The organism is Polaribacter sejongensis (genome assembly GCF_038024065.1).
In the GTDB taxonomy this organism is placed as follows: Bacteria; Bacteroidota; Bacteroidia; order Flavobacteriales; family Flavobacteriaceae; genus Polaribacter; species Polaribacter sejongensis.
The window spans coordinates 1197484-1214514 of the sequence record NZ_CP150667.1; the positions used below are offsets into that span (position 1 = coordinate 1197484).

Consider the following 17031-nt stretch of genomic DNA (forward strand, 5'->3'; position numbering starts at 1 on the left):
TAATGCTATATATTTAATAAAAGTAAAAGAAACAACTCCACAGACAAAACAATTATGCCTTAGAATTTAGCGAACTTACGGAAACCCGTAAGTTTATTTAAAAAAATGAAAGTAATTTTAAGTTATTAAAATATAAGTTAAATCTTAATTTAATTTATCCAAAAACATTGAACTTATTTAAGTAAAATAGATCACAATAAATAATGTCTGAACAAGCTGAAAAAGGACTTTAAAAAGGAGTAGGCAAAATTATATAACATCAATTAAATGAAAAAAACTTTTATTATTATGGTTATTGCTGCTGCACTAACATCATGTAAAACATCAAGCTTATATAGTGGCGGTTATCAACAACAAAATCAGACTCAAACAATTTTATCAAGTTCAAATTTTAATGTACTAGGTAGTTTTACAGGTACAGTTACAGAAAAAATATTGACAGGAAACATTACAAATAAAGAAGGAATTATCTCTAGAGCTAAAGCTAAAATGTTAGAACAAGCAAAAGCAGCTGGTGTAGAATTAATTGGTAGTAGAGCTCTTGTAAACGTATCTGTTGATTTAATTGAAACTAAAAAAAGAGTTTCAGCAACTATGACTGCAGAAATAATAGAGTTTAAATAATAACTGAGATCGGTTTTTTAAAGCAGTAACTTTAATAAAAGTAATAACAAATAACCTAAATTTAATAATATGGATTTTATTATCGGACTTGTAATAATCGTTGTAATCGTTTTTTTAATAAGAGCATTTGGAGCGTGGATGCTTAGAATTGATGAAGTTATTACTAATCAAAAATCAATTTTAGAAGAATTAAAAAAAGCTAATTCAAAGAAACAAGTTGAATAAATAATTACAAAATTGATATAAAAAAGCCTTTAAAAGACTGAAATTTATTCAGTTTTTTAAAGGCTTTTTTCATTAAATTTATCTAAAAGTTTACCAACAAGTCTAGCCCTGATTGAAGTGGTATCCTTTTTGTTTTTCACAAAAAGATATAACGGAAAGCAGGAAATAGCTTCAAAAAAAAAAGAAGTTATCTAAAAAAAGATTTTTTGTCAATCTGAATTTATTTCAGATTCTTATGAAGATTGAACTTCAATAAGTTGAGATACTGAAACAAGTTCAGTATGACAAGATTTAACCTTTTTTAGATAACTTCTTTACTATTATAGTATAAATTGCTTTGTAAAAAAAAGACACTATCCTAAAATCTGTGTAAGTTAAAAACTAACAACCTATAAAATATTTTTGATATTTTACTAAAAAAAGAATCAATATAGAATTATTACATCCAATTTCCCCCAGTATTCCTCTATAATTAGCTGTTTTAAATTATATTTTTATTCCCTTAAATCATCGGTTCAAGAGAATACACCAACTATATTGGTATTTAAAATTCTTTTTTAAGCTATATTTAATTTATTATATACAGTATTAATACCATTTATTGCTTAGAACTTCGACTTCTTGTTTAGCTTTTTCCAAAATTTCTGTCGCTTTGTCTTGGTATTGTTGTAAGCCAAATGCTGTAATACTTTCTGATAGTATGCCCATAAATCCAAAACAGGTAGCAACTAACGGAGATCCAAAATTAACATTTTTTAATGGTTCACTATTAAAATCGCCTCCACTTGTCATTAGTAATACTGCTTGCTTATTCTCACACAACCCTTTAGGCCCTGTTGCTGTTTGTGTAAATGTTTTACCCGCACTAATTACGGTATCAAACCATGCTTTTACAGTAGCAGGAATTGAAAAATTATAAAGAGGACTTGCTAAAACAATAAAGTCGGCATCTAGTATTTGTTGTACTATTTTATCATTATGATACATTCTTTTTTGTTCATCTTCACTTAAATCTACACCACCAAAATTTCTTTTTACATATAGATTAAGGTTTTCTTCTAACAATAAATCAGGAGCTGTTTTAGCCAAATCTAAAACAGTAATTTTTGTTTTATCTTTATTTAATGCTGTAAAATGATCTACTAATATTTTAGTATTAGACCCTATTCTTGGTGTATAATTTACAATTAATGTGTTTTTCATCTTCTTATCTTTATTTATAACACAAAAATATATAATTTTGCTATACAATGTATATCGGTATACTAAAGTATAGTAGTATACTTTAGTATACCAATAATCTATTTTAAGAGTATTATGAATTTAGAAAATAAACATAAAGAGATACACACACATCAAGAATGTAAGACTTTTATTCTTCCGGTGCGTGATGTCCTTGAACTGATAGGCGGAAAATGGAGATTGCCTATAATTATTGCACTTTCATTTCAAAACCACCGATTTAAAGAGTTAGAGCGTCAAATAGTAGGAATTACTCCTAGAATGTTATCTAAAGAATTAAAGGATTTAGAAGTAAATGGATTGGTAAATAGAACTGTTTTTGATACAATGCCAGTATCTGTAGAGTATAGCCTTACCGATTACGGAAAATCTTTAGATAAAGTAATAGAAACTATAAGAGATTGGGGTGTAAAACACAGAACAAAAATAATAACAGACGAAACTCGTTAAAATTAGTAGAAAGAAAAACATCCAAATATAGGTCTAGAAATAATTAAGCTTTTTCTTCATAACCAAAGCTTACAAACAAATCTATCCTTTATTGAAGCAATTTTTTGAGCTCTTTTTTATTCCTTTTCAGGATAAAATAAGCGAGTGTCTTTCGACTACGCTCAATATAAACTCCAAGCATTAAATAGCCTCAAAAAAAAGAAGTTATCTAAAAAAAGATTTTTGTCAATCTGAATTTATTTCAGATTCTTATGAAGATTGAACTTCAATAAGTTGAGATACTGAAACAAGTTCAGTATGACAAGATTTAACCTTTTTTAGATAACTTCTTTACTATTATAGTATAGATTGCTTTGTAAACTCGCAATAACAAAAAGAATCTAATCTTCCGTTTCTGTTTCTACTTCTGTATCTGAATCCTCTTTACGTTCTTTAAACTTACGAGTTCCTTCATACAAATCGTACTTTACAAACTTACAGTTTAAATCTCCATTTTTAAGGGCAATTCTTTTAGAAGTCCTTAGTCCTACGCATTTTAAAGCATCTGTATCTGAAGTAATTAACCAAGCTGTAGAACCAGGATAATTATTTTTAAGTGTATCTCCTATTTTCTTATAAAACTCTTCTGTATCAATGTTTAAACGCTCACCATAAGGTGGATTAAATAAAATAGTAGTGTTACCAAAAACTTCTTTTGTTGAGTTAAAAAAGTTAACGTGGTGCACCCCTATAAAATCATCTAAATTGGCATTTGCAACATTGTCTTGTGCTTTTTGTACCGCAGAAGGCGCTTTATCAAACCCCATTATTTTAAAATGAGAAGAACGTATTTTCTTTAATAAGGATTCTTGAATGGTAAAATACAAATCTTCATCATAATCTTTCCAATTCTCAAAAGCGAATAATTTTCTGTTGATGTTTGCCGGAATATTACAGGCAATCATAGCAGCTTCAATTAAAATGGTACCAGAACCACACATTGGGTCTATAAAGTTTTCCTCTCCAGTATAACCAGACAATAAAACCATACCTGCAGCCAAAACTTCGTTTATTGGCGCAATATTAGTCGCTGTTCTATACCCTCTTTTATGCAAAGAATCTCCGGATGAATCTAAAGAAACGGTTAACCAGTCTTTTTGAATGTGAATGTGAATTTTTAAATCTGGATAATCTAAATCTACATTTGGTCTTTTACTATATTTATGTCTAAAGTAATCTGCAATTGCATCTTTAGATTTTAAAGAGATATAATGTGAGTTAGACGTAAAATTCTTAGAATTTACGACAGCTCCTATTGCAAAGGTACCTTCAGTTTCTAAATAGTTTTCCCATTTAATTTTCTGAATTGCTTCGTACAAATCTTCTTCATCGTAGATTTTACAAACTTTAATAGGTTTTAAAATTCTTACAGCTGTTCTTAAAGCAATATTTGCTTTGTACATAAAACCGCTATCCCCTCTAAAAGAAACCATTCTAACTCCCTCATTAACATCTTGTGCTCCTAGGTCTCTTAACTCTTTTGCCAAAACACCCTCTAAACCGAAAAGTGTTGTTGCTGTCATTTTAAAATCTTTGTTCATGCTCATAAAATTGACTGCAAAAATACTATTTATAAATAGCTTTTATACTAATTAAGAAATTCATTTTACAGAACGTAAGATTTGGTTACTTTTACAGACTGAAATGTCTATAATGGCAAAAGGCTAAGAATAGCCAATAGCAATGAAAGTAATTCGCTGGTTATTGCAAATTTTATAAAAATGAAAACAAAAGATTGGTTTACAGATTGGTTTAATACCCCTTACTATCACACACTTTACAAGGAACGAAATGACGATGAAGCGCAATTGTTTATGAAGAATATTACTTCTTTTTTAAGCTTGCCAAAAACAACGCATATTTTAGATTTACCATGTGGTAAAGGGCGTCATTCTGTGTTTTTAAACTCTTTAGGTTATACTGTTACTGGTGGTGATTTGGCAGAAAACAGTATTAATGCTGCAAAAGAATTTGAAAATAATACATTAAAATTTAATGTGCATGACATGCGCAAACCTTTTCATCATACGTATGATGCTATTTTTAACTTATTTACAAGTTTCGGGTATTTTAAAGACGATAAAGAGGATATTTTAATTCTAGAAAACATTAAAAACGGCCTGAACAAAGACGGATTTTTTGTATTTGACTTTTTAAATGCCGAAAAAGTAAAGCTGAATTTAGTGAAGAAGGAAACAAAAACTGTAGACAACATCACTTTTCATATTGAAAGAGAAATAAAAGATGGGTTTATCTTAAAGCATATTTCTTTCTTTGCTGATGGAGAAAACCACTCTTATACAGAACAAGTAAAGTATTTAGACCTTGCTAAAATGACCACATTTTTAGAAAAAGTAGGATTTACAATTACAAGCGTTTTTGGAAATTACAACTTAGATAACTTTGAAGCTAAAACTTCTGATCGATTAATTATTATTGCAAAATGAGTTATGTCTTATTATTAACAGCAGTTTTTATTGGTTCTTTACTGGTCTATATAATAAAACCAAGTAAAAAAGCTGTTCGTCTATTATTAGCTTTTAGTGGTGCCTATTTGTTATCTGTTACTATTCTACATTTACTGCCAGAAGTATATGCTGAAACTACAGAATATAAAAAAATAGGAATTTTTATATTAATCGGAATTATTATTCAGTCTGTATTAGAATCTTTTTCTAAAGGAGCAGAACACGGACATATTCATATTCATTCTGATGGTAAAGAGTTTCCAACCTTGTTATTTATAAGTTTGTCTTTACATGCCTTTTCCGAAGGTTTACCTATTCATCACGCAGGTGATAATTTGTTATGGGCAATTATAGTGCATAAAATACCAATTGCATTTGTTTTAACAACCTTTTTAATTCAGACAAAATATTCTAAAAAAATAACGTTTATTTTCTTGATTGTTTTTGCATTGATGAGTCCTCTTGGATTATTATTAGGTGATAAAATTCCATTTTTCACAACCTATGCAAAAGAAATAACAGCTATAATTATTGGTGTCTTTCTTCACATTTCTACCATTATTCTTTTTGAAGGCTCTGAAAATCATAAATTTAATTTGAAAAAATTTATTGCCATTATTTTAGGAGTATTACTTACTATTTTTACTTTATAGTTTTTTACTTCTTTTACAATACAAAAAAGCACCTATTTATAGGTGCTTTTTTGTATTGTAATAAATATTCTACTAATAATTTTATTTGTTCTCTTTAAGAACTAGTATTAATTAGCGACTTCGTTTATAAATTTAATTCGCATTAACCTTAATTCCTCTTCATCATAATCACCATCAAATTCATCTAAAGACTCCTGTATATTATCAGAATCTGCTTCCATAAAATAATCATGAATTTCTTCTTGTTGATCTTCATCTAGTAAATCATCTAAAGCATAATCAATGTTCAGCTTCGTTCCAGAAAAAATAATTCCTTCCATAGCCTTAATTAATTCTCCCATTTCAAGTCCTTTTGACTTTGCAATATCTTCTAAAGGTAATTTTTTATCCGTATTCTGAATAATAAAAAGCTTTAAGCCAGAATTTGTCCCTGTACTTTTTACTATTAAATCATCTGGTCTTAGAATTTCATTTTCTTCTACATAAGTAGCAATTAATTTTACAAAATCCTTTCCAAATTTTCTTGCTTTACCTTCTCCTACTCCATGAACTGTAGAAAGCTCCGCTAAGTTAATTGGGTATTTTAAAGCCATATCATCTAAAGATGGATCTTGAAAAACAGCAAATGGAGGCACTCCTTGTTTTGTTGCTACACTTTTACGTAAATCTTTTAATAGTTTTACTAACTTATCATCAGCAACACCTCCTGAAGATTTAGCATTTGTAATAATAGAGTTATCATCTTCTTCACTATAAGAATGATCTTCTGTCATCATAAAAGAAGTAGGATTCTTTATATAAGCATCTCCCTTTTCAGTTAATTTAACAACACCATATTGTTCTATTTCTTTCTTTATTAAGTTCACCACCAAAATCTGTCTGATTAGTGCCATCCAATAAAGTGCAGATTTATCTTTACCACTTCCAAAAAAGGGTTGTAAATGCGTTTTATGAGAAGTTAATAAAGCATTTTCTTTTCCTACTATTGTATTTACAATCTCTTTAGATTTATACTTTTGTAAGGTCTTTTTTACAACATTTAATAAAAGTTGAACGTCTTCTTTAGCTTCGTGTTTTTTCTTCGGATTTCTAGAGTTGTCATCCATATCTGCTCCATCTCCATGTTCAGCATCGAATTCTTCGCCAAAATAATGCAACAAATATTTACGTCTGTTCATAGACGTTTCTGCATAACCAACCACTTCTTGCAATAATGCATGCCCAATTTCTTGCTCTGCAACGGGCTTGCTTGCCATAAATTTCTCTAACTTTTCTATATCTTTATACGCATAGAATGCTAAACAATATCCTTCTCCGTCATCACGACCCGCTCTACCTGTTTCTTGATAGTAACTTTCTAAACTTTTAGGAATGTCATGATGAATTACAAAACGCACATCTGGCTTGTCTATTCCCATACCAAATGCAATCGTAGCAACTACTACATCACAATCTTCCATTAAAAACATATCTTGATGCTTTACTCTTGTTTTAGCATCTAAACCTGCATGGTACGGAACTGCTTTAATTCCGTTTACTTGTAAAATCTGAGCAACTTCTTCAACTTTTTTCCTGCTTAAGCAGTAGATAATTCCAGATTTACCCATTCTTTGTTTTACAAAGCGAATAATATCTTTTTCTACTTCCTTCGTTTTTGGTCTTACCTCATAAAATAAATTAGGTCTATTAAATGACGCTTTAAATCTATTCGCTTCCGGAATCCCTAAAGTTTTTAAAATATCTTCTTGTACTTTTTCTGTTGCAGTTGCCGTTAAACAAATAACAGGTACATTATCTATGGCCTTAATAATATGTTTTAGATTTCTGTATTCAGGTCTAAAATCGTGTCCCCATTCAGAAATACAATGCGCTTCATCAATCGCTACAAAAGAAATCTTCTGCGTTCTTAAAAAAGTAACATACTCTTCTTTTATTAAAGATTCTGGTGCTACATACAAAAGTTTTGTAATTCCATTAGTAATATCTTCTTTAACTTGAGCTACTTCTGTCTTATTTAAAGATGAATTTAAAACATGTGCCACACCATTGTGTTCAGAAATACCTCTAATTGCATCTACTTGATTTTTCATTAAAGCAATTAATGGAGAAACTACGATAGCAGTTCCTTCTGTCATTAATGCAGGTAACTGATAACAAAGAGACTTTCCTCCACCTGTTGGCATTATTACAAAAGTGTTGTTATTCTCAACAATACTTTTAATTACTTGCTCTTGTAAACCTTTAAATTTATTAAATCCAAAGAACTTTTTTAGAGGGGTATATAAATCCATTTTTATTAAATATTATTTTAACTTTAAAATCAACTCACAAACATACTATTATATTTGCTCTAATTATTATTTATAGTAAATTTGCTTGTTTCTTAATCTAAAGATATAACTTTTTTTTATTCTGATAAAACACCAAACATTTGAAAAAGACAAACACAATTATAAATACTGCCAGAGAAACTATTTTAACAGAAAGTAATGCTATTGCTAATTTAGCAAAATTAATTGATGCGGACTTTGAAGAGGCCGTTAATTTTATTTTAAATTCTAATGGAAGGGTTATTGTAACCGGAATTGGTAAAAGCGCAAACATTGCTGCTAAAATAGTTGCTACATTTAATTCTACAGGAACACCTGCTATTTTTATGCATGCTGCAGATGCTATTCATGGAGATTTAGGAAATGTACAACAAGACGATGTTGTTATATGTCTTTCTAAAAGCGGTAACACTCCAGAAATTAAAGTTTTAGTTCCATTGATAAAAAATTATGGAAATAAAATAGTAGCAATTACAGGAAATGTAGACTCCTATTTAGGCGAACATGCAGACTTTACATTAAATGCTTATGTAGAAAAAGAAGCGTGTCCTAATAATTTAGCACCAACAACAAGTACCACTGCACAATTAGTTTTAGGTGATGCACTAGCTGTTTGTTTACTAGATTTACGCGGTTTTACAAGTAAAGATTTTGCAAAATACCATCCTGGAGGCGCTTTAGGTAAACGATTGTATTTAAGAGTAGCTGATTTGGTAGAAAAAAACCAAGTTCCTGCTGTTAACGAAACAGATAGTATCGCAAAAGTAATTGTAGAGATTTCTGAAAAAAGATTAGGGGTTACTGCTGTTTTAAATAAAGAAAAATTAACAGGTATTATTACCGATGGAGATATTAGAAGAATGCTTTCTAAATCTACACAAATTTCTCAAATTACAGCAAAAGATATAATGGGTAAAAACCCAAAAACTATTTTAGAAGATGCAATGGCGGTAGATGCATTAACTTTAATGGAAAAAAACAGCATTACACAAATGTTAGTTGTAGATCATAAAAACAAATATGTTGGTGTCGTACATTTACATGATTTAATTAAAGAAGGTATTTTTTAATGGCAGAGCAACAAAAAGAAATGTCCTTTTTAGGTCATTTAGAAGAATTAAGATGGCACTTGGTAAGAAGTGCTGCCGCAATATTTATCATAGCAATTGTATTATTTGTGTTTCAAAAAGAAGTGTATGAAAACTTCTTATTAGCACACAGAAAATCCGATTTTATAACCTATCAACTATTTTGTGATTTTTTCACTTTTTTTAAGTTGGATAGTAGCTTTTGTAATGTTGTTTTTAAAGATAACTTAATAAGTTTAAAGCCCACCCAACAATTAATGAATTCTATTTGGTCTTCATTTATATTGGGTATTATTCTGGCTTTCCCTTATTTATTATGGGAAATTTGGCGTTTTGTTGCACCTGGATTAACAAAAAAGGAAGTAAATAAGTCTAGAGGATTTATTTTTATAGCTTCTTTTTTATTTTTCTGTGGTATCGCATTTAGTTTTTATGTAATTGCACCTATTTCTATACACTTTTTGTATAATTATCAAATTACAGATTTAATTCAGAATAACTTTACAATGGACTCTCATATAGGTTTAGTAACCAATATGTTATTAGGTGTTTCAATTTTATTTGAATTACCAGTTTTAGTTTACTTTTTAACCAAAATTGGTTTGGTAACACCAGAGTTTTTAAGAAAATATAGAAAACATGCTTTAGTAGTTGTATTAATTTTAGCAGCTATTATTACGCCACCAGATGTTGCTAGTCAAGTAATTGTAGCAATTCCAATTCTTATTTTATATGAAGTAAGTATTAGAGTTTCTAAAATAGTAATAAAAAAACAAAATAAAGATGCACGAAAAGGTACAGGAGTTTAATGACTATCGTCAGAAAATGAACGATAAAATTTTAGATTCTGATAATAAAGTAATAAAAAGAATATTCAATTTAGACACAAATACTTTTAAAGAAGGTCATTTACCTGTTAAAACAAAAGAACTTTTAGGTTTAGTGGCTTCTGCGGTTTTACGTTGTGATGATTGTGTACAATATCACTTAGAAGCCGCTATGAAAAATGGAGTTACTAAAGAAGAAATGATGGAAACGATGTCTATTGCTACCTTGGTTGGTGGTACTATTGTTATTCCGCATTTAAGAAGAGCTGTTGAGTATTGGGAAATGCTTCATGAAAAGGTTTAATTGTTGAATTGTTTAAACGTGTAATTGTTAAATCTTTATAATTATATTAAGGTTTTAATACTTTACAATTATTACTTTTACAAACAACAACATTTACACAATTAAACGTTTACACAATAATACATTGTAAAGAAATATGATTTTAAGAGCAGAAAACATAGAGAAAATCTACGGAAGTAGAAAAGTTGTTACCGGAATTTCTTTAGAGGTAAAACAAGGTGAAATTATCGGACTTTTAGGTCCTAATGGAGCCGGAAAAACAACTTCTTTCTATATGATTGTTGGGATGATAAAACCAAATTCGGGTAAAATTTTCTTAAATGATGAAGAAATTACTGAAGATGCCATGTACAAACGTGCTCAAAAAGGGATTGGTTATCTAGCACAAGAAGCTTCTATTTTTAGAAAATTGTCTGTTGAAGAAAATATTATGTCTGTTTTACAATTTACAGATTTATCAAAAACAGCACAAAAAGAAAAATTAGAGTCTTTAATTGAAGAGTTTAATATTGGTCATGTTCGTAAAAACAGAGGAGACTTATTATCTGGTGGAGAAAGACGTAGAACAGAAATTGCACGTTGCTTAGCTTCCGATCCAAAATTTATTCTATTAGATGAACCATTTGCTGGTGTAGACCCTATTGCTGTAGAAGACATACAAAGCATTGTGGCTCATTTAAAAGATAGAAACATCGGTATTTTAATTACAGATCATGATGTACAAGCAACTTTAGCGATTACAGATAAAACCTATTTAATGTACCAAGGAAGTATTCTAAAAAGTGGAACTCCAGAAGAATTGGCAGCAGATGAAATGGTTAGAAAAGTATATTTAGGTAAAGACTTCGAATTGAAAAAGAGGAAGATTTTTTAAGCAACTTTTTTTTAATATACATATCAGCCCTTTCAGTTTGAAAATTGAAAGGGCTTTTTTTATATGAAAATCAATCAGGAACTATTAGACCACTAAAATAGGCTTCAACTGCACTCAACTAGACATATTTCTTGTTTTAAACCATAATCTATGTCGTTAACAACTTGTCTATATAATTTCAAATAGTTGTTTTATATTTTCACAGACGCTTTTTGTAAGGCTAACAATATTTTTCATCGATCTTAAATAAGATTTATTTGCTGATAGAATTACTTAAATAAAAGCCTAACAGATTTAAACTGTTTCTTTTTTTCTAAAATTACTAATTACGGATAAAACTACGTAAAATATAATAATCAACGGAATTGAAATATACTGTAAGAAGATAATCAACAATAAAGAAACTAGTAGAAACAAATACTTTACCATATTCTTCTTAATAGAATACTCCTTAAATTTTAAAGAGAATAAAGGCAATTCTGCATTCATTAAATATGTTAATAATAAAGTAATTGCAATTAAAAAATAATTATTTCCTATTAAATTTTGAGCAAATTCTACTGTAGAATATTCTTGAATTAAAGGCAAAGAAATGATAAACAAACTCATTGCAGGCGTTGGTAAACCTATAAAGGAATCTGATTGCCTCGTATCAATATTAAATTTAGCCAATCTATAACAAGCTCCTAAAGTTAAAAGTAAACCTACAAAAGGCAAATAATTGAATTCGTTAAAATCATATAAACCAGAAGTGTTTTCTACTAATAGTTTGTAAACAATAATTCCGGGTACAACACCACTTGTAACCATATCTGCCAAAGAATCTAGTTGTTTACCTAACTCACCAGAAACATTTAACAATCGAGCGGCAAAACCATCAAAAAAGTCAAATAGAATACCTAAAAGAACAAATAAACCAGCAAAAACAAAATCTCCTTCAACAGCAAAAATTGTTGCAATTGTTCCACAAAAAAGATTACCAAGCGTTATTAAATTAGGAATGTGTTTTTTTAAATTCATTTTAAGGTTTTATTTATAGGCTAAAATAAGAAAATCGATTTTATTGGTTTTCATAATCCTTAAAATTTTCCAATATTTGTACTAATATTTAAGAACTTGCCACGAATTCACCAATAAAATCAAAATGAACGCTTGTAACATCTCATTATTTTTGATTTTAAACTTTACAAACAGAAAAAATGCCTGTATTAACCTCCGACTTCACTCCTACTTTCCTTTTTAAAAGTGGTCATTTAAATACTATTTATAGATCTGTTTTCTCAAAAGAATCCTGTAACTATAAAAGAAAAAGAATTTCTACATGGGATAAAGATTTTATTGATTTAGACTTTTCTCTAGTTGGTTCTAAAACCTTAGTTTTATTAATTCATGGCTTAGAAGGAAGTTCTCAATCTAAATACATCGTATCTACAACGAAACACTTAAACCAAAAAGGGTTAGATACTGTGTGTTTTAATTTAAGAGGTTGTTCTGGCGATGATAATTTGCTTTTAGGCACATATCACAGTGGAAAAACAGAAGATGTAGATTTTGTTGTAAAACATCTTATAGAAAATTATAATTATGACAATATTATACTAGTTGGTTTTAGTTTAGGAGGTAATTTAACCTTAAAATATATAGGAGAGCAATCAGAAAATATATCACCTAAAATAAAGGGCGGAATTGCAATTTCTGTTCCTATTGATATTGCTTCGGGAGAATATGAATTAGAGAAATTAAAGAACAAAATCTATCTAGAGCGTTTTTTAAAAACCATGAAGACTAAAATTTTAGATAAGGCTGCAAAGTTTCCTGAATTTAATTTAGATAAAGATCAACTAGCAAAAGCTACCCGATTTAAACATTTAGAAAGTCTATATACAGTTCCTGTTTTTGGTTTTGAGAGTCCAGAAGATTATTGGGAAAAAGCAAGTGCAAAACCATACTTATCAAAAATAGAAATACCAACTTTACTAATCAACTCTAAAGATGATACTTTTTTGTCCGATAAATGTTTCCCTATAGATGAAGCAAAAAATTCTAAAAATTTCTTCTTTGAAACTACAAGTTATGGGGGACATTGTGGGTTTATCTCCTCTTTTTACAACGCTAAAAACAACTGGTTAGAACTTAGAATTGAAAGATTTATCAGGCAAAATATTCAGATAAATCTATTATAAACAATATCTTTAAAAAACTACTGTTATTTTAGTATGTTTTTAGATATTTGTTACAGATAATTTTCATCCTTTGAAACAAAAAATATTATTTTTTATACTACTTAGTCCACTTCTTTTATCTGCACAAGCATTTAGAAGTTACTCTAATGAATTTTTAACTATAGGAGTTGATGCTGCTGGACTAGGAATGAGCAAAAGTGTTGTTGCTACAACCAATGATGTGAACTCGATCTATTGGAACCCGGCAGGACTTGTAGGTATAGAAGACTATCAAGGATCTCTAATGCACGCCTCTTACTTTGCAGGAATAGCCAATTACAACCATGCAAGTTTTGCAATGCCAATAGACAAAGAAAGTGCAGTTGGAGTTTCGGTAATTCGTTTTGGTGTAGATGATATTCTAAATACCACAGAATTAATTGACAGTGATGGAAACATCGATTATAATAGAATACAACTTTTTTCTTCAGTAGATTATGCTTTTAACTTTGCGTATGCTAGAAATTTAATTTTTAAGGATGTTAAATTTGGTGTAAATGCTAAAATTGTTAGAAGAATTATTGGGGATTTTGCTTCTTCTTACGGATTTGGTTTTGATGCTGGAATTCAGTTTGAACGCAATTCTTGGAAATTTGGCTTGATGGCTAGAGACATTACCACCACTTTTAATAGTTGGTCGATTAATGAAGATGAATTTAACAAGATTAAAGACGCTATTCCTGGAGAAAATCAAGATTTACCAGAAACTACAGAAATTACCAAACCTAAATTACAATTAGGAGTAGCTAAAAGCTGGAGAATAGGCCGTATGTTTAACCTACTTTCGGAAGTAAATGCCAATATGCGTTTTGCAAAAACCAACGATATATTTTCTTCTGATGTAGTAAGTATAGACCCAGCAATGGGTTTTCAGTTAGATTATGATGAATTAGTTTTCTTAAGAGCTGGTGTTGGTAATTTTCAATACATCACAGAATTCGACAATTCGAAATCGCTTTCTATGCAACCCAATTTTGGTGTTGGTTTTAAATACAATGGCATAAAAATAGATTATGCTTTAACAAATATTGGTAGTGTTGGTAACGCATTGTATTCAAATATATTTTCAATTACTATAGATTATAGTTTTTTTAGACCTTAATTTTTATGAACAAAAAGTACTTTCTCTTACTATTTTTACTTTCCATATATTCACCTTTAAAAGCACAACTACAACTTTCTGAATATGCAGAAGTTAGTATTGTTACTGCAGGACCAGGAGAAGAATTATATGAAGCATTTGGACATTCTGCTATTAGAATTAAAGATCCCGTTTTAAAATTAGATTTAATTTACAATTACGGAATGTTTGATTTTAATCAGCCTAACTTTTATACAAACTTTGCAAAAGGAAATATGATTTATAGCTTAGCTCGCTATGATTTTAAATACTTTATAGCTAGTTACAGAAGAGACAAACGTTGGTTAAAAGAACAAGTATTAAATTTAACTAAGCAAGAAAAGCAACACTATTTTAAATTCTTAGAAAACAATGCTTTGCCAGAAAACAGCAACTATCAATACGATCCTTATTTTGATAATTGTGCTACCAAATTAAGAGATATTACCAAAACTATTTTAGGAGACAAAGTTATTTTTGACGATAACAACCTAGAAAAAAACCTCACATTTAGACAATTAACAAACAATGAAATTCCTTGGAACTCTTGGGGTACTTTTGGGTTAAATTTAATAGCAGGTACAAAACTAGATGAACAAGCTACTTTTGAGCAATATATGTACTTACCAGACTATGTGTATAGTTCTTTTAAAAGCGCTACTGTCTTTATTAAAAATCAACCACAAGAATTGATAAAGAATGAAATTGTACTTCTAAATTTTAAAGAAAAAGAAGCTAAGATTTCTATTTTTAATCCTTTTTTAATCTTTAGTCTTATAGCTCTATTAGGTATTTACATTACATATAAAGACTTTAAAAACAATAAAAGAACCAAATCTTTAGATTTTACCTTATTCTTTGTAACAGGTCTTATCGGTTGTGCATTGTTTTTTCTTTGGTTTTTCTCAACACACTCCACAGCTCCAAATAACTTTAACTTATTGTGGGCATTTGCTCCTAATGTAGTAATTGCTTTTCTATTATTGAAAACTCATCAACCAAAATGGTTGAAAAGATATATGCAATTATTACTATTATTTCTAGCAATAATCCCTGTTCTATGGATTGTAGAAATTCAGGTGTTCCCTGTACTTATAATCCCTCTATTAATGCTCCTTGCAGTAAGGTACTACTATTTATCAAAAAGAATTATTGACCTTTAAAGTATAAGACCGTAGTAAATGTCTTTATAAAAATCTTGAAATCTAAAAAAGCACTACGCTCTTTAATATAATACAAATCATAGCGCAATTTAGTTTCTTGCTCTTCTATAGTATTTGCATACGGATAATTTACTTGAGCCCAACCTGTTAAACCAGGTCTAACAACATGCCTAATTGCATAAAATGGTATCTTATCTTCTAAATCTTTTACAAACTCTGGTCTTTCTGGTCTAGGACCAATTAAACTCATATCCCCTTTTATAATATTAAAAAACTGAGGCATTTCATCTAGCCTAGTTCGCCTTAAAAACTTTCCGAAAGTAGTAATTCTAATATCATTTTTTTTAGCCCAAACAGCTCCACCTTTTTCAGCATCTCTAACCATAGACCTCAACTTAAAAATTCTAAAAGGCTTACCATTTTTCCCGACTCTTAATTGTGTGTAAAATAAAGGACCTCTGTTTGCGATAATGTTACCAATAAAAATTAATGGAATAACACATAAAAAACCTATGGATCCTACTAATGAAAGTAATATATCTACAATTCTTAAACCAAAAAGATAAAAATTATTAGAATTATTCTTACTGAAATTGATGTGCCTATAAAAATTATGATCTAAATATTCTCTAGGAATTCTAACATTTACATCTTCATAAAAAGTTTCATAACTCACAATATTTACACCTTTCTCAAATAACAAAATAAGCTCTTTGTTTAGACGATTCACTACTTCGTCACAAAGATCTCTTTTAGATACAATAACCTCTGAAATCACATTATTTTCCAAAATTGAGGATACGGTGGTTTTAGAAATATCTATATAACTATCAATCCCTTCTACCTTTTTATCTGACAAATAAGCATGCACATGATGAAAAGAATCATTACTTACTTGAGTTAATAATTTTTTAATTCTTTCTGAATTACCTATAAAAACAATGGATTTAAAATACTTTGGAGAAAATATTAAAGATATATAGATGAATCTCCATAACAAAACAGGAATAAAAGAAAGCAAGAAAAAATAAATTATCTGCAATCTATTAGAAGGTAATACTGGTGAAAAATAAGGAGTAAAAATATAGAGAATAGTAGTTACAAATACAGTTAATACCAATGATCTTACTGTTAAATATTTATTATTTGAAACTCCTAAACCATATAGTTGAAAAATTTGACCAAAAATTAAAAAATAAAATACTAATAGTATTATTTTAGTTAGAACGATACTATTTGAAAAGTTGATATAAGTAAAATTAATAAATAATGATGCTAAATATAAACTAGAGATAAGGATTACAACATCTATTATTCTTAAAAAAAGCTTTCTTTCCGATACATTAAAGTATGATATTTTTTCTGTCAAAGGGGTCAATTTTGTTTAACGTAAACTAATTCA

Annotated in this window: 17 protein-coding genes; 12 read left to right on the forward strand and 5 right to left on the reverse strand. The window is 29.0% G+C overall.

Translation table 11 applies throughout. From position 1 onward, the window contains the following. The first annotated feature begins 267 nt into the window (after positions 1 to 267). Entirely contained in the window at positions 268 to 624 is a 357-nt protein-coding gene (locus WHD08_RS04920; RefSeq protein WP_165730567.1) for a DUF6567 family protein, read from the forward strand. 69 nt (positions 625 to 693) lie between these two features. Then, entirely contained in the window at positions 694 to 849 is a 156-nt protein-coding gene (locus WHD08_RS04925) for a hypothetical protein (protein ID WP_208889015.1), read from the forward strand. Positions 850 to 1437: 588 nt separating this feature from the next. On the opposite strand, the gene WHD08_RS04930 is transcribed toward WHD08_RS04925, so the two are convergent. After that, on the reverse strand, positions 1438 to 2052 hold the full coding sequence (locus tag WHD08_RS04930) for an FMN-dependent NADH-azoreductase (protein ID WP_208889014.1): 615 nt from the start codon (positions 2050 to 2052) through the stop codon (positions 1438 to 1440). A gap of 114 nt (positions 2053 to 2166) precedes the next feature. Between WHD08_RS04930 and WHD08_RS04935 the strand changes: the two genes are divergently transcribed. Next, positions 2167 to 2541 (forward strand): winged helix-turn-helix transcriptional regulator, encoded by a 375-nt coding sequence (locus WHD08_RS04935; protein ID WP_208889013.1) that lies wholly within the window; start codon positions 2167 to 2169, stop codon positions 2539 to 2541. Positions 2542 to 2921: 380 nt separating this feature from the next. Here the strand turns inward: WHD08_RS04935 and WHD08_RS04940 are convergent, their stop codons facing one another. Next, positions 2922 to 4121: a THUMP domain-containing class I SAM-dependent RNA methyltransferase gene (locus WHD08_RS04940; protein ID WP_165730559.1), complete on the reverse strand. Its 1200-nt coding sequence runs from the start codon at positions 4119 to 4121 to the stop codon at positions 2922 to 2924. A 180-nt stretch (positions 4122 to 4301) separates the two neighbouring features. On the opposite strand from WHD08_RS04940, the gene WHD08_RS04945 reads away from it, so the two are divergent. Further along, positions 4302 to 5027: a class I SAM-dependent DNA methyltransferase gene (locus WHD08_RS04945; protein ID WP_208889012.1), complete on the forward strand. Its 726-nt coding sequence runs from the start codon at positions 4302 to 4304 to the stop codon at positions 5025 to 5027. After that, positions 5024 to 5701: a ZIP family metal transporter gene (locus tag WHD08_RS04950; RefSeq protein ID WP_208889011.1), complete on the forward strand. Its 678-nt coding sequence runs from the start codon at positions 5024 to 5026 to the stop codon at positions 5699 to 5701. The genes WHD08_RS04945 and WHD08_RS04950 overlap by 4 nt, the downstream gene beginning before the upstream one ends. Before the next feature lie 107 nt (positions 5702 to 5808). Here WHD08_RS04950 and WHD08_RS04955 read toward each other — a convergent pair whose 3' ends face one another. Then, entirely contained in the window at positions 5809 to 7992 is a 2184-nt protein-coding gene (locus WHD08_RS04955; RefSeq protein ID WP_165730553.1) for an ATP-dependent DNA helicase RecQ, read from the reverse strand. 140 nt (positions 7993 to 8132) lie between these two features. Here WHD08_RS04955 and WHD08_RS04960 point away from each other — a divergent pair, with 140 nt between their 5' ends. The 4 genes from WHD08_RS04960 (at position 8133) to lptB (ending at position 11124) form a co-directional block, all read left to right on the forward strand. Next, a complete protein-coding gene (locus tag WHD08_RS04960) occupies positions 8133 to 9101 on the forward strand; it encodes a KpsF/GutQ family sugar-phosphate isomerase (RefSeq protein ID WP_208889010.1) in 969 nt (322 codons plus the stop codon). Further along, positions 9101 to 9928, forward strand: a complete 828-nt coding sequence (tatC, locus tag WHD08_RS04965) for a twin-arginine translocase subunit TatC (RefSeq protein ID WP_165730549.1) — start codon at positions 9101 to 9103, stop codon at positions 9926 to 9928. Before WHD08_RS04960 ends, tatC begins: the two co-directional genes overlap by 1 nt. Then, complete coding sequence (locus WHD08_RS04970; protein ID WP_165730548.1) at positions 9903 to 10250, forward strand: carboxymuconolactone decarboxylase family protein; 348 nt, start codon at positions 9903 to 9905, stop codon at positions 10248 to 10250. The genes tatC and WHD08_RS04970 overlap by 26 nt, the downstream gene beginning before the upstream one ends. A 136-nt stretch (positions 10251 to 10386) precedes the next feature. Beyond that, positions 10387 to 11124 (forward strand): LPS export ABC transporter ATP-binding protein, encoded by a 738-nt coding sequence (gene lptB, locus WHD08_RS04975; RefSeq protein ID WP_208889009.1) that lies wholly within the window; start codon positions 10387 to 10389, stop codon positions 11122 to 11124. Between the two features lie 294 nt (positions 11125 to 11418). On the opposite strand, the gene WHD08_RS04980 is transcribed toward lptB, so the two are convergent. Then, positions 11419 to 12144: a CDP-alcohol phosphatidyltransferase family protein gene (locus WHD08_RS04980; protein WP_208889008.1), complete on the reverse strand. Its 726-nt coding sequence runs from the start codon at positions 12142 to 12144 to the stop codon at positions 11419 to 11421. Positions 12145 to 12323: 179 nt separating this feature from the next. On the opposite strand from WHD08_RS04980, the gene WHD08_RS04985 reads away from it, so the two are divergent. From WHD08_RS04985 to WHD08_RS04995, 3 genes are all read left to right on the forward strand, one after another. Further along, positions 12324 to 13307 (forward strand): YheT family hydrolase, encoded by a 984-nt coding sequence (locus WHD08_RS04985; RefSeq protein WP_208889007.1) that lies wholly within the window; start codon positions 12324 to 12326, stop codon positions 13305 to 13307. Positions 13308 to 13377: 70 nt separating this feature from the next. Then, the gene (locus WHD08_RS04990) at positions 13378 to 14448 is read left to right on the forward strand and encodes a PorV/PorQ family protein (protein WP_208889006.1); all 1071 of its coding nucleotides are present in this window, start codon (positions 13378 to 13380) and stop codon (positions 14446 to 14448) included. Between the two features lie 5 nt (positions 14449 to 14453). Next, positions 14454 to 15629, forward strand: coding sequence for a DUF4105 domain-containing protein (locus WHD08_RS04995; RefSeq protein WP_208889005.1), 1176 nt, complete (start codon positions 14454 to 14456; stop codon positions 15627 to 15629). Here the strand turns inward: WHD08_RS04995 and WHD08_RS05000 are convergent. Then, positions 15616 to 17007 carry an exopolysaccharide biosynthesis polyprenyl glycosylphosphotransferase gene (locus tag WHD08_RS05000; protein WP_340833543.1) on the reverse strand — a complete coding sequence of 464 codons (1392 nt, stop codon included), beginning with the start codon at positions 17005 to 17007 and terminating at the stop codon, positions 15616 to 15618. The two genes, WHD08_RS04995 and WHD08_RS05000, sit on opposite strands and share 14 nt — an antisense overlap. Between the last annotated feature and the right edge of the window lie 24 nt (positions 17008 to 17031).

Coding starts and splice junctions, on each gene's coding strand:
- WHD08_RS04920 (WP_165730567.1), top strand. CDS start 268: ATGAAAAAAACTTTTATTATTATGGTTATTGCTGCTGCACTAACATCA.
- tatC (WP_165730549.1), top strand. CDS start 9,101: ATGGCAGAGCAACAAAAAGAAATGTCCTTTTTAGGTCATTTAGAAGAA.
- WHD08_RS04925 (WP_208889015.1), top strand. CDS start 694: ATGGATTTTATTATCGGACTTGTAATAATCGTTGTAATCGTTTTTTTA.
- lptB (WP_208889009.1), top strand. CDS start 10,387: ATGATTTTAAGAGCAGAAAACATAGAGAAAATCTACGGAAGTAGAAAA.
- WHD08_RS04935 (WP_208889013.1), top strand. CDS start 2,167: ATGAATTTAGAAAATAAACATAAAGAGATACACACACATCAAGAATGT.
- WHD08_RS04955 (WP_165730553.1), bottom strand. CDS start 7,992: ATGGATTTATATACCCCTCTAAAAAAGTTCTTTGGATTTAATAAATTT.
- WHD08_RS04940 (WP_165730559.1), bottom strand. CDS start 4,121: ATGAACAAAGATTTTAAAATGACAGCAACAACACTTTTCGGTTTAGAG.
- WHD08_RS04995 (WP_208889005.1), top strand. CDS start 14,454: ATGAACAAAAAGTACTTTCTCTTACTATTTTTACTTTCCATATATTCA.
- WHD08_RS04980 (WP_208889008.1), bottom strand. CDS start 12,144: ATGAATTTAAAAAAACACATTCCTAATTTAATAACGCTTGGTAATCTT.
- WHD08_RS04985 (WP_208889007.1), top strand. CDS start 12,324: ATGCCTGTATTAACCTCCGACTTCACTCCTACTTTCCTTTTTAAAAGT.
- WHD08_RS04930 (WP_208889014.1), bottom strand. CDS start 2,052: ATGAAAAACACATTAATTGTAAATTATACACCAAGAATAGGGTCTAAT.
- WHD08_RS04950 (WP_208889011.1), top strand. CDS start 5,024: ATGAGTTATGTCTTATTATTAACAGCAGTTTTTATTGGTTCTTTACTG.
- WHD08_RS04970 (WP_165730548.1), top strand. CDS start 9,903: ATGCACGAAAAGGTACAGGAGTTTAATGACTATCGTCAGAAAATGAAC.
- WHD08_RS04945 (WP_208889012.1), top strand. CDS start 4,302: ATGAAAACAAAAGATTGGTTTACAGATTGGTTTAATACCCCTTACTAT.